This is a genomic window from Pantoea sp. PNT03 (assembly GCF_014852515.1).
Taxonomy (GTDB): domain Bacteria; phylum Pseudomonadota; class Gammaproteobacteria; order Enterobacterales; family Enterobacteriaceae; genus Pantoea; species Pantoea leporis.
Map to the genome: position 1 here is coordinate 387780 of NZ_JACVBT010000003.1, position 18779 is coordinate 406558.

Here is an 18779-nt window from a genome sequence, read left to right on the forward strand (position 1 = left end):
ATAACACCATGTTTCTTAAACTTTTGCGTTCTGTGGTGATGGGCCTGATCGTGGCTGGCTTACTGCTCGTCGCGATCCCTGCGCTGCGTATGGGCAGCAACGTCACCTTTGATCAAGACAACAGCGACGATGAAGCACCCGTTAGTTTTAATCAGGGTGTGCGACGTGCCGTGCCCGCGGTCGTTAACGTCTATAACCGCAGTGCCCACGGCAACAATAATCGCGGCATCACGACGCTGGGTTCCGGCGTCATCATGAACGGCAAAGGCTACATCCTCACTAACAAACACGTGATTAATAACGCCGACCAAATCATCGTCGCGCTGCAGGATGGACGCTTCTTCGAAGCCACCTTAGTGGGTTCCGATGCCATGACCGATTTAGCGGTGCTGAAAATCAGCGCCTCCAACTTGCCGGTTATCCCCATCAACGCCAAACGTATCGCGCACATCGGCGACGTCGTCATGGCGATCGGCAACCCATACAACCTCGGCCAAACCGTGACGCAAGGCATTATCAGCGCCACCGGACGCGTGGGTCTGAGCTCATCCGGACGACAAAACTTCCTGCAGACCGATGCCTCGATCAATCAGGGTAACTCGGGCGGCGCATTGATTAACTCGCTGGGTGAACTGATGGGCATTAATACCTTGACGTTTGATAAAAGCAGCGATGGCGAAACGCCGGAAGGGATTGGTTTCGCCATTCCCACCGCGCTGGCGAGCAAAATCATGGATAAGCTGATTCGTGATGGTCGGGTGATTCGCGGCTACATCGGCATCACCGGGCGCGAACTGCCGCCGCTGCACGGCCAGGGAAGTAATCTTGATCGCGTGCAGGGCATTATCGTTAGCGACGTCACGCCTGGCGGCCCCGCCGATAGCGCCGGCATTCAGGCCAATGACGTGCTGCTGGAAGTGAATGGTAAACCGGCGCTCTCGGCGCAGGAAACCATGGATCAGGTGGCAGAAATTCGGCCGGGCTCGGTGATTGACGTGCAGATCTTGCGTAATGAAAAGAAAATGACCTTGCCGGTGACGATTCAGGAATTCCCGGAAGTGACCGCGCCCGCCACCACCACGCCATAAGGGCGCTTGCGCGCCCTGATGATTTAGCTGCGATCTACCGGGAAGGCGATCACTTCGCTTAGCGAGCTGGCTTTCAGCGCCAGCATGATCAAACGATCCACGCCCAACGCCACGCCAGAACAGGCGGGCATACCGTGCGCCAGCGCATCCAGCAGATAGGTATCGATAGGATGTTGCGGCAGGCCACGCGCGGCTCGACGACGATTGTCCTGCTCAAAGCGCTGACGCTGCTCGCGACTATCGGTTAACTCACGGAAACCGTTCGCCAGCTCAATCCCTTTGTAATAGACCTCAAAGCGCTCGGCGACGCGGTGATCTTCTGTACTGATCTCCGCCAGCGCGGCCTGCGTCGCCGGGAAATGGTAGACGAAGCACGGCTTATCGTTACCAATCTTCGGCTCAACGCCCAGCATAAACAGCAGCTGCAGCAGCGTATCGCGGTCTTCTTCACGATTGGCCAACTCGCCCTCGCCCAGCTTCTCCGCCACTTCGCGTAGCTGCGCTTTATCAGCCGATAACGGATCGACTTCCAGATGGCGGATAAACGCCTGCTGGTACGACAGGGATTCCGCGCTGTCGCACTCCAGCACCTGCTGCATCAAATCGTCCACCTCGTTCATGAGGCGGTACATGTCGTAGTGCGGACGATACCACTCCAGCATGGTGAACTCGGGATTGTGGTGACGCCCGGCCTCCTCATTACGGAAGCTGCGACCCATCTGGTAAATCGGACCACTTCCGGCCGCGAGCAGGCGCTTCATGTGATATTCCGGACTGGTCATCAGCCACAGATCGCGCCCTTCGGCTGCGCCTGGCCCAACAAAACGCGTCTGGAACGGCACCAGATGGATGTCAGTGATGGTCGCCTGGCTCATCGCCGGGGTATCGACCTCCAGCACGCCGCGATCGGCAAAGAAACGACGTATTTCCGCCATGATAGCGGCGCGTTTCAACAAATTGGCAATGGGTGCGCTCGGCTGCCAGCTTGCCGTTTCGCTCATGTTGATGACTCCTCATACAGATAAGGGGTGGAAGTCTACCCGCAATGCCGATGGCAAACAACGGCAGCGGGCGCAGGCAGCAATTTGCTAGCGGGCAGCTATACTTAACCCATTAAAATCGTAGAGGAATCCCACAATGTCCCCATGGAAAACCCTGCTTGCCAGCCTGAGCGCGTTTCTCTCCGTTGCCTGCTCAACCGCGCCGCCTAAAGGTGTCACGGTAGTAGAAGGTTTCGACAGTCAGCGCTATCTCGGCCAATGGTATGAAATCGCCCGCCTCGATCACCGCTTTGAGCGCGGATTACAACAGGTTACCGCTAATTATAGTCCGCGCGAGGACGGCGGCTTGAAGGTGATCAACCGCGGCTACAATCAGCAGAAACAGCGCTGGCAAGAGAGCGTTGGCAAAGCCTATTTCACCGGCGATAAACAGCGCGCCGCGCTGAAAGTGTCGTTCTTTGGCCCGTTCTATGGCGGCTACAACGTGATCGCACTGGATCCTGACTATCGCTATGCGCTGGTGTGCGGGCCGAATCGTAGCTACCTGTGGATTCTGTCACGTACGCCGCAGCTGGATGAAAATGTTAAGCAACGCCTGGTTGAACAGGCCAGAAGTGCCGGATTCCCGGTGGATGAGCTGATTTGGGTGGAGCAGAAATAAGGAGGACCGGTGCGAAAGTCGCTTTCGCACCGGACTATCTTACTGTGCGCTGCGCTGGATTGCCTTGCCGCCCGCCGAAACGTCTTCGCCAACACCACGCGTGGTGTTACAAGCGGTCAGAACGGATGAGAGCACCAGCACGGAAAAAATCGCGACAATACTTTTCTTTAACATAGCCATATCCTTTTTGGTTGCAGTAAAAGTACAGCTCTTAAAGCATAGTCTTGATCTGTAAAACTGCGGATTGGACGGATGAAAAAAGAGAAGGGAAACACACAGTGAGAAAAAAGGCGCATCAATGATGCGCCTGATTTGACGATTATTTTACGCGAGAAACGTATTCGCCAGAGCGGGTATCTACTTTTACCACTTCGCCAATCTGCACGAACAGTGGCACTTTGATTACTGCGCCAGTCGACAGCGTAGCGGGCTTACCGCCGGTACCTGCGGTATCACCCTTCAGGCCTGGATCGGTTTCGATAACTTCCGCTTCGATGAAGTTCGGTGGCTGAACAGCGATCGCTTTATCGTTCCACAGGGTAACGATACAATCCGCATTGTCCTGCAGCCACTTGGTCACGTCATCCAGCACTTTAGATTCGATCTGATACTGCTCGAAAGATTCTGGGTGCATGAAGTAGTAGAAGTCGCCGTCGTTGTAAGAGTATTGCAGCGTCATATCACGAACGTCTGCGCCTTCGGCAGAGTCAGTAGATTTGAAGGTCTTCTCAACGCGAGAACCGGTCAGCAGACGACGCATTTTAACGCGCGCAAATGCCTGGCCTTTACCCGGCTTAACGAACTCACTGGCTTCGATGGCATATGGCTCGCCTTCGAACATGATTTTAAGACCGGGACGGAAATCGTTGCTAAGATAAGTCGCCATAAAGGCCCTCTGTAAATATTGAACTGGTAAATAGCCAAAAAAATGGCACACATTGTAACCCTAAATCCCCCCGTCAGAGAAGATTGGTTGCAGCAACTAGCTGATGTTGTCACCGAACCTGCTGAATTACTGCAACTTTTATCTCTTGATCAGCATGCTGATCTGGCTGCAGGCGCGGATGCGCGCAAGCTTTTCGCCCTGCGCGTACCGCGCGCCTTCATCGCACGCATGAAAAAAGGCGACGCGACCGACCCGCTGCTGCTGCAAGTGCTCACCAGCCGTCAGGAATTTATCGATGCGCCAGGTTATAGCACCGATCCGCTGGATGAACAAAGCAGCGTGGTGCCGGGTTTACTGCATAAGTATAGAAACCGAGCGCTGCTGCTGGTAAAAGGCGGCTGTGCGGTCAACTGCCGCTACTGTTTCCGCCGCCATTTCCCCTATCAGGATAATCAGGGCAACAAGCGCAACTGGCAGGCAGCGATTGACTACATCGCCACGCATCCGGAACTGGACGAGATCATCTTCTCCGGCGGCGATCCGCTGATGGCGAAAGATCATGAACTGGCATGGCTGGTGGGCGCGCTGGAGAAAATCCCGCATCTCAAACGCCTGCGTATTCACAGCCGCTTGCCGGTGGTGATCCCGTCGCGTATCACCGAAAGCTTGTGTCAGATTCTGGCGGACACGCGCCTGCAGGTATTGATGGTGAGCCATATCAACCATGCGCAGGAAATTGATGATGAGCTGCGTTACGGCATGCAGATGCTGAAGCGTGCCGGCGTGACGCTGCTCAATCAGAGCGTGTTGCTGCGTGATGTGAATGATGATGCGCAGACGCTAGCGGATCTCAGTAATGCGCTGTTTGATGCTGGCATTCTGCCCTACTACCTGCACGTGCTGGATAAGGTGCAAGGCGCGGCGCACTTCTTTGTGTCAGATGAGGAAGCACGTGGGCTGATGCGCCAGCTGCTGCCGATGGTTTCCGGTTATATGGTGCCGAAACTGGCGCGTGAGATTGGCGGCGAGCCAAGCAAGACGCCGCTGGATTTGCAGCTGCGTCAGGCATAAAAAAAGCCGCATCAGCGGCTTTTTTTACAACTGCAACTTACGGGCACTTATACACCTGGCCGGTCATTTTGCTGTCGAGCGGTGCGAAAGCTGACAGCAGATTCTGCGTCGGGCTGGTGGCGCCATAAATCACGTTGCCGCCCATTTCTGCCGCGCGGTTGCGTAGGTCGTTAGCTGCGCCACGCAGTGAACTGCCTTCACCGCCTGAACCGCTCAGCCAGTTGCTCTGAGAGCCGGTAAGCGTTCCCAGCAGCTGACATTGACTTGCGGGTTGTTGGTCGACGAAGGTCACACGTTCGCCGCCAGCACTCAGTTGATTGGAGCTGCTACAGCCCGCCAGCAGTAAAGTTCCGACTGCCAGACCGAGCAAGAGGTTAATCCGCATTGTAATCCCCATTTATTATCATCAGTGTCGGGCGGCAGCGTAGCAGAAAAGCGCACTTTTTTTCTGAACATTCATTGCCCTAAACCCGTAAAGCCGAAGTATTGCGCCCTTACTTATACCTTGTTCCCCAGCAAAAGAAAAACCCCCGACCGTTTCCGATCGGGGGTTTTCCAGATGACTTAAGCAGTCAGGGGCAATTACATCATGCCGCCCATTCCGCCCATGCCACCCATACCGCCAGCGCCGCCTAAGTCAGGTGCGTCGCTTTTTGGCAGGTCAGTCACCATCGCTTCGGTGGTGATCATCAGGCCCGCAACCGATGAAGCGTACTGCAGCGCAGAACGGGTCACTTTGGTTGGGTCCAGGATACCGAAGTCGATCATGTTGCCGTACTCTTCAGTCTGCGCGTTGTAACCGTAGTTACCGTCGCCTGCTTTCACGTTGTTAGCAACAACTGAAGGCTCTTCGCCGGCGTTGGAAACGATCTGACGCAGTGGTGCTTCCATTGCGCGCAGCGCAACTTTGATACCCACGTTCTGATCTTCGTTATCGCCTTTCAGGCCAGATGCGGCGATTTTCGCTGCAACGCGAACCAGCGCCACACCACCACCGGCAACCACGCCTTCTTCAACCGCAGCACGTGTCGCGTGCAGGGCATCTTCAACGCGTGCTTTCTTCTCTTTCATTTCAACTTCAGTTGCTGCGCCCACTTTCAGCACGGCTACGCCGCCTGCCAGTTTCGCTACGCGCTCCTGCAGTTTCTCTTTGTCGTAATCAGAGGTTGCTTCTTCGATCTGCTGACGAATCTGCGTTACGCGGCCAGAGATAGCGCCTTGATCACCCACGCCATCGATGATGGTGGTGGTGTCTTTGTTGATCACAACGCGTTTTGCCTGACCCAGATCTTCCAGGGTGGCTTTCTCCAGCTCCATACCGATCTCTTCAGAGATCACGGTACCGCCGGTCAGGATAGCGATATCCTGCAGCATCGCTTTACGACGGTCGCCGAAGCCAGGTGCTTTAACCGCAGCCACTTTGACGATACCGCGCATGGTGTTCACCACCAGCGTTGCCAGAGCTTCACCTTCCACGTCTTCTGCAATGATCAGCAGTGGCTTACCGGCTTTCGCAACGGCTTCCAGCACTGGCAGCATTTCGCGGATGTTAGAGATTTTCTTGTCAGCCAGCAGGATGAACGGGGTTTCCAGCTCAACTGCGCCTGTTTCTGGCTTGTTGATGAAGTACGGAGACAGGTAGCCGCGGTCAAACTGCATACCTTCAACCACGTCCAGCTCGTCTTGCAGGCCGGTGCCTTCTTCAACGGTGATAACGCCTTCTTTGCCCACTTTGTCCATCGCGTCGGCAATCAGTTTGCCCACGGTTTCATCGGAGTTAGCAGAGATGGTACCAACCTGTGCAATCGCGCGTGAATCCTGGCAAGGCACAGACAGGGTTTTCAGTTCTTCAACGGCGGCGATAACGGCTTTATCGATACCGCGCTTCAGATCCATCGGGTTCATGCCCGCAGCGACGGCTTTCAGGCCTTCGGTGATGATGGCCTGAGCCAGTACAGTTGCGGTGGTGGTGCCGTCGCCTGCTGCGTCGTTCGCTTTAGAGGCCACTTCTTTCACCATCTGTGCGCCCATGTTTTCGAACTTGTCTTCCAGCTCGATTTCACGCGCAACAGAAACACCATCTTTGGTGATGGTCGGTGCACCAAAAGATTTATCCAGAACCACGTTACGGCCTTTCGGGCCCAGGGTAACTTTTACTGCATCTGCCAGTACGTTTACGCCACGCAGCATTTTTACGCGTGCGTCATTACCGAATTTTACGTCTTTAGCTGCCATTTCAAATATCCCTTAAATTCGTTTCGTTCAGTGAATTGCGCGTAAATTACGCTTCAACAACTGCCAGGATGTCGCTTTCGGAGATGATCAGAACTTCTTCGTTGTCGATTTTCTCGGTTTTAGCACCGTAGCCTTCGCTGAAAATCACCAGATCACCCACTTTTACGTCCAGTGGCTTAACTTCACCGTTTTCCAGGATGCGGCCTTTGCCAACAGCCAGGATTTCACCGCGGGTAGATTTACCGGCAGCTGAACCGGTCAGCACGATGCCGCCCGCTGATTTAGCTTCGACTTCTTTACGCTTGACGATAACGCGATCGTGCAATGGACGAATTTTCATTTGATAGCTCTCCTTTAGAAAGTCCAATCATTCATTTTTGGGGTTGAGCCGGACAGCAGGGCTTCCAGCCTCGTGCTGGAAGAGATAGGGGCAATAAGTGGGCTTTCAAGGGCAAAAAATATAAATATTTTCGTTTCTGCAACAGACGGCGAAAAAAGCAACAAAAAGGCGGCTTGCGCCGCCTTTATTATCTAATGGTCTTTGTCATGACCTATTTGGTCCTGATCTTTGCGCTCATATTCACCGTCCACGGTGAAACCCGCATCCGGACCGGCGCCCGGACCTCGCCATACGCGCAAGTGCGGCATCAACTTCAACGTCAGATGCTTCTGCACCGGCGGCAACAGCAGCAGTAAACCGAGGAAGTCGGTGAAGAAACCGGGCAACAGCAGCAGGAAGCCAGAGATAATCAGCGAAACGCTTTTGGTCATCTCAGCCGCCGGGCTTTCGTTACGCGCCAGCTTCTCCTGCATCAAACGGAAGTTCTTCATGCCCTGATTTTTCACCAGCGACACACCAATACACGAGGTGAAGATCACCAATAGCATGGTGAGCAGCACGCCCAGCGCATGCGCGACCTGAATGAAGATTGAGATCTCAATCCAGGCCAAAACAAAAAAAATCACGAACGGTAACCAGCGCACCGAGTTCTCCTGTGAGTTGAAGCTGCCCCGCAAATGGCCAGGCAGCAAAAAGGGAGGGTCTTTACGACCGTATTGATAGAGATGGGCATTTGCACCGGCATTTTCAACCGATCCTGCCATTTTTTTCCCACTGACTTAAAATTGCGAAGTACATCACATATCGTTATTACCGCTGGGCCTGCAAAAGCCCGTAAAGTGATCTGTGCACAAACAATTCTGTAACATCAGAATATGATCGTGCCCGTCAGTGCGAAGATGGATAATATGTCGGCGCTGACATTCCACGACAATATAATCGCTTCACCTGCACGTTGTTTGCCGCCCGTCCATCCCGACGCCCGGCAGTAACCAGGCAGCAATAACAAGAAGGTAATCATGGCGAACAACATTCGTATCGAAGAAGACCTGTTAGGCATGCGCGAAGTTCCGGCAGACGCTTACTACGGTGTTCATACTCTGCGTGCGATTGAAAACTTCTACATTAGTAACAATAAAATCAGCGACATACCGGAGTTTGTCCGCGGTATGGTGATGGTGAAGAAAGCAGCCGCGCTCGCCAACAAAGAGTTGCAGACCATTCCCCGCAATATCGCCAACACCATTATTCAGGCCTGTGATGAAGTGCTGAATAACGGTAAATGCATGGATCAGTTCCCGGTTGACGTCTATCAGGGCGGCGCGGGCACCTCGGTCAACATGAACACCAATGAAGTGCTGGCCAACATCGGCCTGGAGCTGATGGGCCACCAGAAAGGTGAATATCAGTACCTCAATCCCAACGATCACGTGAACAAGTGTCAGTCCACCAACGATGCTTATCCAACCGGTTTTCGTATCGCGGTGTACGCTTCGATCCTGAAGCTGCTCGACGGCATCAATCAGCTGAGCGAAGGTTTCCAGCGCAAAGCGGTTGAATTCGAAAGCATTCTGAAAATGGGCCGTACTCAGCTGCAGGATGCGGTGCCGATGACGCTTGGCCAGGAGTTCCACGCGTTTAACGTGCTGCTGAATGAAGAGACTCGCAGCATTCTGCGCACCGCTGAACTGCTGCTGGAAGTGAACCTCGGCGCCACCGCCATCGGCACACGTCTCAATACGCCGGATGGCTATCAGCAGCTGGCGGTACAGCGTTTGGCGGAAGTGAGTAATCTGCCGGTGGTGCCTGCAGAAGATTTGATTGAAGCCACCTCCGACTGCGGCGCGTACGTGATGGTGCACTCGGCGCTGAAACGCCTGGCCGTGAAACTATCGAAAATCTGTAACGACCTGCGCCTGCTCTCCTCCGGTCCGCGCGCCGGCCTGAATGAGATCAACCTGCCTGAACTGCAGGCCGGTTCATCAATCATGCCCGCCAAAGTCAATCCGGTGGTGCCAGAAGTGGTGAACCAGGTGTGCTTCAAAGTGATCGGCAATGACATCACCGTCACCATGGCGTCAGAAGCGGGTCAGCTGCAGCTCAACGTGATGGAGCCAGTGATTGGCCAGGCGCTGTTTGAATCGATCAGCATCCTGACTAACGCCTGCTTCAACCTGCTGGAAAAATGCGTCAACGGCATCACCGCCAACAAAGCGGTGTGTGAAGCTTACGTGTTCAACTCGATTGGTATCGTCACTTACCTCAACCCGTACATCGGCCATCACAACGGCGATATCGTCGGTAAGATTTGCGCCGAAACCGGTAAGAGCGTACGTGAAGTGGTGCTGGAGCGTGGCCTGCTGACGGAAACCGAACTGGATGACATTTTCTCCATTCAGAACCTGATGCATCCGGCGTACAAAGCCAAACGCTACACCGACGAAAACGAACAGTAATCCGTTCCGGATCAAGTTGCCAACAGCACGCCCATATACAATGCGGCGTGCTTTTTTCATTTTGGCGGCTACAACTTTAAGAGTCGGGATTTCTCCGCGGCTCAGGGAGTGGAACGAATGGTAGTAGTGGAGTTGGTTATTGTCCTGCTGGCGATCTGGCTCGGTGCGCGTCTGGGCGGCATCGGTATTGGTTTCGCGGGCGGTTTAGGTGTGCTGGCGTTGACGCTGATGTGCGGCTTGAAACCCGGCGCGATTCCCTTTGATGTAATCGAAATTATCATGGCGGTGATTGCCGCAATTGCCGCGATGCAGATCGCCGGCGGTCTCGATTATCTGGTGGGATTAGCAGAACGCCTGCTGCGCCGCCATCCACGCTATGTCACCTTCCTTGCGCCGCTGGTCACCTATGTCATGACGCTGCTGGCCGGCACCGGTCACACCGCGTTCTCCACCTTGCCGGTGATTGCCGAAGTGGCGAAAGAGCAAGGCGTGCGCCCGTCGCGTCCGTTGTCGATTGCGGTCGTCGCCTCGCAGATTGCCATTACCGCCTCGCCGCTCTCGGCGGCGGTGGTATTCTTTGCTTCAATCCTGGAACCGCATGGCGTGAGTTATCTGGCGCTGCTGGGTGTGGCGATTCCCTCTACCATGGCAGCGATCTTCTGCGCCGCCATCATCACCAGTTTTCTCGGCAAGGAGCTCAGGGATGATGAGAAATATCAGGCGCGTTTAGCGAAAGGTGAAGTGAAACTGCGCGGTGAGCAGGTTTATGACATCAAACCGGGCGCGAAGCGTGCCGTATTGCTGTTCCTGATCGGCATCGCCGCCGTGGTGCTCTACGCCACCGCAATTAGCGACAGCGTTGGCCTGATCAGCAATCCCGTGCTGCCACGCAACGAAGCCATCGTGGTGTTTATGCTGACCGTTGCCACGCTGATCTGCCTGACCTGTAAAGTCGATACCGGTGAAATCCTCAGCGCCAGCACCTTTAAATCGGGCATGAGCGCCTGCATCTGCGTGATGGGCGTTGCGTGGCTGGGCGATACCTTTGTCAAAGCGCACCTCAACGATATCCAGGCGTTAGCCGGTGACATGCTGCAAGGTTATCCGTGGATGCTGGCGCTGGTGCTGTTCTTCGCCGCCACGCTGCTCTATTCGCAAGCCGCCACCACCAAAGCGTTGATGCCTGCCGCGTTGATGCTGGGCGTCTCGCCGCTGGCCGCCGTCGCGTCCTTTGCGGCGGTTTCCGCGCTGTTTGTGCTGCCAACCTATCCTACGCTGCTGGCCGCGGTAGAAATGGATGACACCGGTTCAACGCGTATCGGCAAGTTTGTGTTTAATCACTCCTTTATTATTCCCGGCGTGTTGGCGATTGCCTTCTCGGTGGCGTTTGGCTTCCTGTTTGGCAGCCTGATTCTGTAGCGCGGTTACATCCTGAAAACCTCGTGGCGAAGCGGTCGTGTTATTATCGCGGCCTATTCGCCACCGGAGCTCACTCATTCGCTATGGCTGCACGACTCTTTCGCCTTGCCGGCTTTTGCCTGGCGCTGGTTTTCTGCCTTTCGGCACAAGCCTCACTCTTCTCCCCGAACAACAACAGCCGCTTTGTGCCGGTTGATCAGGCGTTTGGCTTCGACTTCACTCAGCAAGGCAATCAGCTGACGCTCAGCTGGAAAGTGAAGGATGGCTACTACCTCTATCGCCAGCAAATCCACGTCACGCCGCAAAAAGCGCAAATTGCTCCACTCACGCTGCCGCCGGGCCAGCCGCATGAAGATGAGTTCTACGGCAAAAGTGAAATCTATCCGCAGGATCTGCAACTGCCGATCACGCTGCGCCAGGCCGCTGCCGGCGCGACCGTCACCGTGACCTATCAGGGCTGTGCGGCTGCGGGCTTCTGCTATCCGCCGGAAACCCGCGCGGTGCCGCTGAGCGCGGTTGCCGTCAATCAGGCTGCGCCTGCGGTCAGCGCGCAGCCCGCCAATCACAGCACGCCGCTGCCGTTTTCACCGCTTTGGGCGCTGCTGATTGGTATTGGCGTCGCTTTCACGCCGTGTGTGCTGCCGATGTATCCGCTGATCTCCAGCATCATTTTAGGAGGCCCGCGCCGCTATTCGATGGGGCGATTGTTCGCGCTGGCGATGGTGTATGTGCAAGGTATGGCGCTGACGTACACCGTGCTCGGCATGGTTGTGGCAGCGGCCGGATTACGCTTCCAGGCGGCGCTGCAACATCCTTACGTGCTGATTGGCTTATCGGCGCTGTTTATCGTGCTGGCGCTGTCGATGTTTGGCCTGTTCTCGCTGCAATTGCCTGCCAGCCTGCAAACGCGCCTCACGCTGTGGAGTAATCGCCAGCAAGGTGGCTCGCTGCCGGGCGTATTTATGATGGGCGCACTGGCCGGATTGATCTGCTCGCCCTGCACCACCGCACCGCTCAGCGCCATTCTGCTGTACATCGCGCAGAGCGGTAATCTGTGGGCCGGAGCCGGCACGCTGTGGCTGTATGCCTTCGGCATGGGCCTGCCGCTGATTGCCGTGACGATGTTTGGCAACAAGCTGCTGCCAAAAAGTGGGCCGTGGATGCAAACCGTCAAAGAGGGTTTTGGCTTTGTGATTCTGGCGCTACCGGTATTCCTGCTGGAACGCGTGATTGGCGATCTGTGGGGCATCCGTCTGTGGAGCCTGCTTGGCGTGGCATTTTTTGCCTGGGCATTCAGCCTCAGCCTGCGCGCCAGCGGCAAATGGCGCGTGCTGCAAGTCATCATGCTTGCTGCCGCGCTGGTCAGTGCGCGCCCGCTACAGGATTGGGCGTTTGGCAGCAGCAACAGCGCGCAAGCCGTGGCGCATCTGCCGTTCCACACCATCAATAGCAGCGAGCAGCTCGACAGCGCGCTGCAGCAGGCGCAAGGCCGTATCACCATGATCGATCTCTACGCCGACTGGTGTGTGGCCTGCAAAGAGTTCGAGAAATACACCTTCAGCGATGAGGGCGTGCGTAACGCGCTAAGTCAGGTACAACTGCTGCAAGCCAATGTCACCGCCAATAACGCGCAGGACAACGCGCTGTTGCAGCATCTGCAGGTTTTAGGTTTGCCCACCATTCTGTTCTTCGATGCGCAAGGCAAAGAGATCCCCGATTCGCGCGTCACCGGCTTCCTCAACGCCGCCGATTTCCGCGCGCATTTGCAGAATGTGTCACGTTAAACGACACTGTCAGCAGGACACTGCCCGTTCGTCCGCGAGCGGGCCCGCATTCCAGAGGAGAGTCACTTGCAACGTGAACAAATACTCGAGCATGCGTTGAATGTGCTCGAACAAAGTGGCCTGGCCGCCACCACTTCCCTAACTCAGCTGGCTGGCGCAACCGGTCTTGAAGCCGAACAACTCACGCGTTTCTGGCCCGATCGTGATGCCTTGCTGTATGACGCGCTGCGCTATCACGGCCAGCAGATTGACAGCTGGCGTCGTCAGGTGCAGCTTGATGAACACCTCAGCGCCGAACAAAAGTTGTTAGCCCGCTACGAAGTGCTGAGTGAGCACGTCAGCAAAGGCCGTTTTCCCGGCTGCCTGTTTATCGCCGCCTGCAGCTTCTATCCGCAACCCGATCAGCCGGTGCATCAGCTAGCCGAACAGCAAAAGCGCAGTTCCTGGCAATTCACCCATGAAATTCTGGTCGATCTAGCGCTGGATAATCCCAGCATGGTGGCCGATCAGATGGAATTGATTTTGGAAGGTTGCCTGAGCAAACTGCTGGTGAAACGCAACGTACAGGATGTCGCGACGGCGCGCCGTCTGGCGGAAGATGTACTTGGTATCGCGCTGTGCCGTAAAAATGGTGCGCTGGCGTAGCCTTTTTGTTCACCTTGTCTGAAAAGCAAGCAATCAATCACGATTGCACCGCTTTTTTGACGAAAGCCGTTGACGGCTGTAAGCCATTAGGGTTTAATGCGCCCCGTTGCCCGGATAGCTCAGTCGGTAGAGCAGGGGATTGAAAATCCCCGTGTCCGTGGTTCGATTCCGCGTCCGGGCACCAACATTCTGAAAACCCAGCTTATGGCTGGGTTTTTGCTTTTCTGCGTTTGCTCATCTCAGCTACTGCCTCCCTTCCCTCTATACATGCTGATTATCCAGCATTGATCGATGCCAATATATTTATCTCCAGCTAATACTTTTAATCTATCTCCCCATAATAAAATCCAATAAAATTAATTATCAGTGAGTTAAATTCATCCGAAATAGTAATTCGTGATCCTGTCTCGGTTAGCCGTAACATCCCCTGCGTAACATCTGCGTAATCGCGTAAGCTTAATCACGTTCCAGTAATCATCCGATGATTCAGCTTGTTAGCTGAACACCCTATTAAATGAAGTAATGACTCATCACAACCAAAAATAAAAACGCTTACTTTTACATTTAATTATTTATCCAGGAACACAACGCGATTAATTAAATCACTCCCTACAGGAAAATAACCATGAGCGCAGGAAACCGAATCTATTTACGTCGTCCCGCCGATGCCGAACCGCTGTTGGAAGCTTTTCGCCGGTTACCGGCTGCGGTGGTGGCGGATTGCATGAGCCGTTTGCCCGCCTTGTCGGCCGAGATCAGCCTGAAAACCGCGCCGCGCCAACCGATCATGTGTGGCCTGGCGGTGACGGTTAAAGCGCGTTCCGGTGACAACCTGATGTTGCACAAAGCGCTGGATATGGCGGGCCGAAACGATGTGATTATTCTGTCGAACGAGGGCGATCGCAGCCAGTCGCTGATGGGCGAAGTGATGGCGACCTATGCCAGACAGCGCGGTATGGAAGGCATTGTGCTGGACGGACCGGTCCGCGATATCGAAGGGTTGTCACGCATGGACTTCCCCATCTACGCCGCCGGTCACACGCCGGGCGGCCCGTTCAAGGATGGTCCGGGCGAGATCAACGTGCCAATTGCCTGCGGTAAAATTCACGTTTCACCGGGCGATATCGTGCTGGGCGATGCGGATGGTGTGATTGTGATTCCTCGCCAGGATGCCGCACGCATTCTCGAAGCGGCGCAGGCGTATTTAATCGTTGATGAACACAACTTCGAGCTGGCGAAAACCGGCTCACTCGAACGCAGCTGGCTGGATGAGACGCTGCGCACCAAGCAGGTTGAAATCATTGATGATGTGTTTCGTTAGAAACAAAACCGCGCGATAAATCGCGCCGCTACCGATGCGTGCACCTATGTGTAGCGGCGCAATTCATTGCGCGATAAATCGCGCCGCTACGGATGCGTACACCTATTTGTCGCAGCGCAAATTATTGCGCAACGCTAAGGCGTACTGCTCACCATCGCCAGTTTGCGCTGGCGATTCTCACGCCACACCGCAAATATCCCGGCCAGCGCTACAATCGATGCGCCCAGCAAGGTGGTGCTGCCCGGCAGGCTGTTCAGGAACAAATAACCAATCAGCATCGACCACACCAGCGTGGTGTAATCGAACGGTGCCAGCAGTGACGCATCGGCGTGACGCAGGCTCAGCGTCACCAGAATCTGCGCCAGCCCCCCAAACAGGCCGCAGCCCACCAGCAACAGCAGCTGTATCGCGCTGGGTTTGCTCCAGCCAAACAGCGCCGTCGCCAGGCCAATTACGGTAGTCATCAGTGAGAAGTAAAACACTATCGCGCCCGGCTTCTCGATGCCGTTGAGGAAGCGGATTTGCACGTTAGAGGTCGCGGAGCACAGCGCCGCCAGCAACGCACATGCCACACCAATACTCGTCGTCGCGTTGCTGGCCCCATGGGAAAACAGCGCGCCGCTGGTGCTCAGGCTGGAAGAGAGCATGATCAAAATGCCGGATAATCCCACCACCACCGCGACCCAACGCGACACCCGCACCCGCTCTTTCAGCAGCATCGCCGCCATGATCACGGTAAACAGCGGCGCCGCATAGCTCAGCGCGGTAGCATCGGCCAGCGAAATATAGACCAGCGCCAGATAGTTAAAATACATGCCGCCGGTGCCGGAGAAGCCACGAATAATGTGACCGGATAGGTTACGCGTCTTGAGATTTTCCAGCACGTCGCCCTGCATTTTCAACCAAATCAGCAGCGGCAACAGCGCGATAAAACTGCGGAAAAAAATCACTTCGCCGGTGGGAAGGGTGCCGTTCAGCCCCTTCACACAAGCCAGCATCAAGGTGGCGCACAGCGCGGCCAGTATCTTCAGTAACACGCCTAATCGGGCATTCATGCTTTTTCACTTCTCTCTACCACATGCAATCGGCGGGACTGCCGAGAGGACATGCAATCAGCCTGGCGAGAAAAGTGTGCGCTGGATAACACTTTTTTGCTCTGCCCGAATAGAAAGAACTTATGCGCCGCTTAGCCATATTTTTTTGCTATTGCACAACAGGGTTTCCCTCTTTTTCGCCTGAAAACAAAGCCGATATAGTCCAGAAAAGCGAGAACGCAGGCGCTCCGTCCCGGTGACGCCGTGGTATTCATCATTGAGGAAGTTCACATGACCATGAAAAGACCTACCACCATCGGGCTGGCACTGCTGCCGCTGCTGGCTATTTCGGCTGCGCATGCCGACATGATGGCCAACATCAAATCCAGCGGCGAGCTAAAGTGCGCGGTCTATTCGGACGTGCCGCCCTTCTCTTCTCCGGATCCGAAAACACGTCAGTTGGCGGGCATGGATATCGATCTATGTAACGCGCTGGCGAAGCAGATGAACGTCAAACTGACGCTGGTGCCCACCTCGGTGGAAGCGCGTATTGCGGTGATTGCTACCGGCCGCGCCGACGTACTGATCGCCAATCTGGCCTACACCAAAACCCGCGGCAACCAGATTCAATTCAGCGATCCCTATTACGTCGCCAGGGAGATGCTGCTGGTCAAAGCACCGCTGGCCGACAAGCCGCTGAGCTATTTCCAGGGCAAACGCATCAGCGCCACCAAAGGCACCACTTCTGAGCAATCAATCCATATCAAAGGCGGCAAAGCGGTGACCTTCCAGGATTCAGCCTCCGCGTTCCTCGCGCTGGAGCAGAACAAATCGGTGGGCTTCGTCACCAACACCATGACCGGCATCAAAACCATTTCGCAGGCAAAAAAAGAGGGCATCAATCTGGCGATGATCAAAGAACCGATGGCGCTGGAGCCGATTGGTGTCGGCATGAAGCGTGATGAACCGGCGTTGCTGGCCAGCGTCAACAGCAGCCTGAAGGCGATGGACGATGACGGCACCATCGACAAAATCTGGGATACGTGGATTGGGCCCAACACCGAATACAAAATGGTGCGCGAAGAGCGCGTACAGCCGCTCTCCAGTCTGAAATTTGAACCGCTGGAATAACCATGCCCGTGAAGTCGCACTCTGCTCTCCAGCCTGCCAGCGTTCCCGCGCTGGCTTGCTCCTCTGCTATCAAGCTCTCCACCATCGGCGCACGCGCGTGGCTGGTGGAAGCGCCAGGCGGTTTCGATCTCCCGGCGCAGCGCCGCATCTGGTCGCTGGCGCGCCTGCTGCATGCCGATGAAGCGATTGAAGCGCTGATCCCCGGCGTCACCAATCTGCTGGTACTGTTCCGCCATATTCCAGCTGATGAAATTGCCGTGCGCATGCAGCTGCATGCCGCATGGGATCAGGCGCAGGCGATCAGTCCGCAGGGCAAACTGATTGAAATCCCGGTGCATTACGGCGGTGAACACGCCACGGATCTCGAGGCGGTGTGCCGCCATACCGGTTTGAGCCCCCGCGAAGTGGTGCGCCTGCATCATCAAAGTGAATACACGGTGTTTGCATTGGGCAGCGCGCCGGGCTTCGGCTATCTGCACGGCTTGGATCCGCTGCTGGCGACACCGCGCAAGAAAGTGCCGTCGCTCAGCATGTTGAAAGGCACCGTCACCATCGGTGGCGCGCAGGCGGGCGTTTCGGCGCTGACCGGCCCGAACGGCTGGAATGCGATTGGTTTTGCCGAGCTGGCGGTGTTTGACCCGCTGGCCGCATCGCCCGCGCTGATGGCTCCGGGCGATCGCATCCGTTTTCTGCCGCAGAGGATTGAGCTGTGATTGAGATCGAACAGAGCGGTGCGCTCAACACGGTGCAGGATTTAGGTCGCTTCAACTATCGCCACATCGGCGTGTCGGTGAGCGGCGCGATGGATCCGCTGGCGCTGCGTGCCGGTAATTTACTCCTCGGCAACGACGAAAATGCGGCGGCAATTGAAGTGCAGCTGTTCCCGTTCCGCGTGCGATTTTTGCAAAACAGAAGCATCGCGGTGACCGGCGCGGATTGCCGCGCCACGCTGGATGGCACGCCGCTGCCGCCGTGGTGGGGCTGCAGCGTGCGTGCCGGGCAAGTGCTGGAGCTGCGTTATCCGCGCAGCGGCGCGCGTGGCTATCTGTGTGTTGCTGGCGGCATCGATGTGCCGCTGGTGCTTGGCTCGCGCAGTACCGCGCTGCGAGGTGGCTTCGGCGGCGTTGAAGGACGTCCGCTGCAGCGTGGCGATCGGCTGGCGCTCGGCGAAAATCGCGGCCCGGCACTTCCGCACAGCGGCATCGGTATTGAACCGCCAGACAGCGCATTACACGCCAGTTTTCCCCGCAACAGCGCCGGAGACATTCAGCTGCGCGCCATTCCCTCCGGCGAATACCCGCTGTTTGCCGCCGATGCCGCGCGCTTCTGGCAGCAATCCTGGCAGGTATCAAATCAAAGCAATCGCACCGGCTATCGGCTTTCAGGCGATCCGATCTTCCCCTCTGAAACCATTGAGATGCGATCGTACGGGCTGATCCCCGGCATTGTGCAGGTGCCGCCGGGTGGTGAACCGATCATCCAGCTAAGCGATGCCAATACCGCCGGCGGTTATCCGAAGATCGCTGGCGTGATCGAGCAGGATCTGTGGCGGCTTGGGCAAGTGCTGCCGGGCCAATCGATCCAGCTGATCCACAGCGATGTGCGTGAAGCGATCGCCATCGAACAGGAAGTGGCGCGCTGGCTGAGCCGTTTGCGCTTCAGCTGCCAGCCACTGCGTAAAGCGCTTACCGTTTAATCCGCACAAGG

General features: G+C 55.9%; 19 protein-coding genes and 1 tRNA gene. 12 read left to right on the top strand and 8 right to left on the bottom strand.

Going from position 1 to position 18779, the window contains the following annotated elements:
• Positions 1 to 8: 8 nt before the first annotated feature.
• Positions 9 to 1088, top strand: coding sequence for an outer membrane-stress sensor serine endopeptidase DegS (gene degS, locus IB226_RS13545; RefSeq protein ID WP_110868088.1), 1080 nt, complete (start codon positions 9 to 11; stop codon positions 1086 to 1088).
• A 23-nt stretch (positions 1089 to 1111) separates the two neighbouring features.
• On the opposite strand, the gene epmA is transcribed toward degS, so the two are convergent.
• Complete coding sequence (gene epmA, locus IB226_RS13550; protein WP_101762293.1) at positions 1112 to 2089, bottom strand: elongation factor P--(R)-beta-lysine ligase; 978 nt, start codon at positions 2087 to 2089, stop codon at positions 1112 to 1114.
• 136 nt (positions 2090 to 2225) lie between these two features.
• On the opposite strand from epmA, the gene IB226_RS13555 reads away from it, so the two are divergent.
• Entirely contained in the window at positions 2226 to 2750 is a 525-nt protein-coding gene (locus IB226_RS13555) for a lipocalin family protein (RefSeq protein ID WP_101762294.1), read from the top strand.
• A gap of 39 nt (positions 2751 to 2789) precedes the next feature.
• Here IB226_RS13555 and IB226_RS13560 read toward each other — a convergent pair whose 3' ends face one another.
• Both IB226_RS13560 and efp read right to left on the bottom strand, forming a co-directional pair.
• The gene (locus IB226_RS13560) at positions 2790 to 2924 is read right to left on the bottom strand and encodes an entericidin A/B family lipoprotein (RefSeq protein WP_007886592.1); all 135 of its coding nucleotides are present in this window, start codon (positions 2922 to 2924) and stop codon (positions 2790 to 2792) included.
• Positions 2925 to 3069: 145 nt separating this feature from the next.
• Complete coding sequence (efp, locus tag IB226_RS13565) at positions 3070 to 3636, bottom strand: elongation factor P (protein WP_034826669.1); 567 nt, start codon at positions 3634 to 3636, stop codon at positions 3070 to 3072.
• 42 nt (positions 3637 to 3678) lie between these two features.
• Here efp and epmB point away from each other — a divergent pair, with 42 nt between their 5' ends.
• On the top strand, positions 3679 to 4707 hold the full coding sequence (gene epmB / locus IB226_RS13570) for an EF-P beta-lysylation protein EpmB (protein WP_192235896.1): 1029 nt from the start codon (positions 3679 to 3681) through the stop codon (positions 4705 to 4707).
• A 37-nt stretch (positions 4708 to 4744) separates the two neighbouring features.
• On the opposite strand, the gene IB226_RS13575 is transcribed toward epmB, so the two are convergent.
• The 4 genes from IB226_RS13575 to IB226_RS13590 form a co-directional block, all read right to left on the bottom strand.
• Positions 4745 to 5092 carry a DUF4156 domain-containing protein gene (locus tag IB226_RS13575; RefSeq protein WP_008104416.1) on the bottom strand — a complete coding sequence of 116 codons (348 nt, stop codon included), beginning with the start codon at positions 5090 to 5092 and terminating at the stop codon, positions 4745 to 4747.
• Between the two features lie 197 nt (positions 5093 to 5289).
• Positions 5290 to 6942: a chaperonin GroEL gene (gene groL, locus IB226_RS13580; protein WP_101762297.1), complete on the bottom strand. Its 1653-nt coding sequence runs from the start codon at positions 6940 to 6942 to the stop codon at positions 5290 to 5292.
• Between the two features lie 46 nt (positions 6943 to 6988).
• Positions 6989 to 7282, bottom strand: coding sequence for a co-chaperone GroES (locus IB226_RS13585; RefSeq protein WP_101762298.1), 294 nt, complete (start codon positions 7280 to 7282; stop codon positions 6989 to 6991).
• 191 nt (positions 7283 to 7473) lie between these two features.
• Positions 7474 to 7926, bottom strand: a complete 453-nt coding sequence (locus tag IB226_RS13590) for an FxsA family protein (RefSeq protein ID WP_192236087.1) — start codon at positions 7924 to 7926, stop codon at positions 7474 to 7476.
• Positions 7927 to 8301: 375 nt separating this feature from the next.
• On the opposite strand from IB226_RS13590, the gene aspA reads away from it, so the two are divergent.
• The 6 genes from aspA (at position 8302) to IB226_RS13620 (ending at position 14907) form a co-directional block, all read left to right on the top strand.
• Positions 8302 to 9738: an aspartate ammonia-lyase gene (aspA, locus tag IB226_RS13595; RefSeq protein ID WP_101762300.1), complete on the top strand. Its 1437-nt coding sequence runs from the start codon at positions 8302 to 8304 to the stop codon at positions 9736 to 9738.
• Positions 9739 to 9855: 117 nt separating this feature from the next.
• Positions 9856 to 11157: an anaerobic C4-dicarboxylate transporter gene (locus tag IB226_RS13600; RefSeq protein WP_192235898.1), complete on the top strand. Its 1302-nt coding sequence runs from the start codon at positions 9856 to 9858 to the stop codon at positions 11155 to 11157.
• A gap of 83 nt (positions 11158 to 11240) precedes the next feature.
• Positions 11241 to 12941, top strand: a complete 1701-nt coding sequence (locus IB226_RS13605; RefSeq protein WP_192235900.1) for a protein-disulfide reductase DsbD — start codon at positions 11241 to 11243, stop codon at positions 12939 to 12941.
• Positions 12942 to 13007: 66 nt separating this feature from the next.
• Positions 13008 to 13586, top strand: a complete 579-nt coding sequence (locus IB226_RS13610; protein WP_101762303.1) for a transcriptional regulator — start codon at positions 13008 to 13010, stop codon at positions 13584 to 13586.
• A gap of 108 nt (positions 13587 to 13694) precedes the next feature.
• Positions 13695 to 13770 (top strand) — tRNA-Phe (locus IB226_RS13615).
• Positions 13771 to 14211: 441 nt separating this feature from the next.
• A complete protein-coding gene (locus tag IB226_RS13620; RefSeq protein WP_101762304.1) occupies positions 14212 to 14907 on the top strand; it encodes an RraA family protein in 696 nt (231 codons plus the stop codon).
• Positions 14908 to 15041: 134 nt separating this feature from the next.
• On the opposite strand, the gene IB226_RS13625 is transcribed toward IB226_RS13620, so the two are convergent.
• On the bottom strand, positions 15042 to 15962 hold the full coding sequence (locus IB226_RS13625) for a DMT family transporter (protein WP_192235902.1): 921 nt from the start codon (positions 15960 to 15962) through the stop codon (positions 15042 to 15044).
• A 270-nt stretch (positions 15963 to 16232) separates the two neighbouring features.
• Between IB226_RS13625 and IB226_RS13630 the strand changes: the two genes are divergently transcribed.
• Genes IB226_RS13630 through IB226_RS13640 form a run of 3 tightly spaced genes read left to right on the top strand, consistent with a single transcriptional unit; the run spans position 16233 to position 18768 of the window.
• Positions 16233 to 17072, top strand: a complete 840-nt coding sequence (locus IB226_RS13630; RefSeq protein WP_192235904.1) for a transporter substrate-binding domain-containing protein — start codon at positions 16233 to 16235, stop codon at positions 17070 to 17072.
• Between the two features lie 2 nt (positions 17073 to 17074).
• Positions 17075 to 17785, top strand: a complete 711-nt coding sequence (pxpB, locus tag IB226_RS13635; RefSeq protein WP_101762307.1) for a 5-oxoprolinase subunit PxpB — start codon at positions 17075 to 17077, stop codon at positions 17783 to 17785.
• Entirely contained in the window at positions 17782 to 18768 is a 987-nt protein-coding gene (locus IB226_RS13640; RefSeq protein ID WP_192235906.1) for a biotin-dependent carboxyltransferase family protein, read from the top strand. The genes pxpB and IB226_RS13640 overlap by 4 nt, the downstream gene beginning before the upstream one ends.
• The last annotated feature ends 11 nt before the right edge of the window (positions 18769 to 18779 follow it).

Bases quoted from the DNA above. Each gene is read 5' to 3' on its own strand.
- epmA (WP_101762293.1), bottom strand. From the start codon at position 2,089: ATGAGCGAAACGGCAAGCTGGCAGCCGAGCGCACCCATTGCCAATTTG.
- pxpB (WP_101762307.1), top strand. From the start codon at position 17,075: ATGCCCGTGAAGTCGCACTCTGCTCTCCAGCCTGCCAGCGTTCCCGCG.
- IB226_RS13600 (WP_192235898.1), top strand. From the start codon at position 9,856: ATGGTAGTAGTGGAGTTGGTTATTGTCCTGCTGGCGATCTGGCTCGGT.
- efp (WP_034826669.1), bottom strand. From the start codon at position 3,636: ATGGCGACTTATCTTAGCAACGATTTCCGTCCCGGTCTTAAAATCATG.
- IB226_RS13575 (WP_008104416.1), bottom strand. From the start codon at position 5,092: ATGCGGATTAACCTCTTGCTCGGTCTGGCAGTCGGAACTTTACTGCTG.
- aspA (WP_101762300.1), top strand. From the start codon at position 8,302: ATGGCGAACAACATTCGTATCGAAGAAGACCTGTTAGGCATGCGCGAA.
- IB226_RS13605 (WP_192235900.1), top strand. From the start codon at position 11,241: ATGGCTGCACGACTCTTTCGCCTTGCCGGCTTTTGCCTGGCGCTGGTT.
- IB226_RS13625 (WP_192235902.1), bottom strand. From the start codon at position 15,962: ATGAATGCCCGATTAGGCGTGTTACTGAAGATACTGGCCGCGCTGTGC.
- groL (WP_101762297.1), bottom strand. From the start codon at position 6,942: ATGGCAGCTAAAGACGTAAAATTCGGTAATGACGCACGCGTAAAAATG.
- IB226_RS13560 (WP_007886592.1), bottom strand. From the start codon at position 2,924: ATGTTAAAGAAAAGTATTGTCGCGATTTTTTCCGTGCTGGTGCTCTCA.
- IB226_RS13630 (WP_192235904.1), top strand. From the start codon at position 16,233: ATGACCATGAAAAGACCTACCACCATCGGGCTGGCACTGCTGCCGCTG.
- degS (WP_110868088.1), top strand. From the start codon at position 9: ATGTTTCTTAAACTTTTGCGTTCTGTGGTGATGGGCCTGATCGTGGCT.
- IB226_RS13555 (WP_101762294.1), top strand. From the start codon at position 2,226: ATGTCCCCATGGAAAACCCTGCTTGCCAGCCTGAGCGCGTTTCTCTCC.
- epmB (WP_192235896.1), top strand. From the start codon at position 3,679: ATGGCACACATTGTAACCCTAAATCCCCCCGTCAGAGAAGATTGGTTG.
- IB226_RS13620 (WP_101762304.1), top strand. From the start codon at position 14,212: ATGAGCGCAGGAAACCGAATCTATTTACGTCGTCCCGCCGATGCCGAA.
- IB226_RS13585 (WP_101762298.1), bottom strand. From the start codon at position 7,282: ATGAAAATTCGTCCATTGCACGATCGCGTTATCGTCAAGCGTAAAGAA.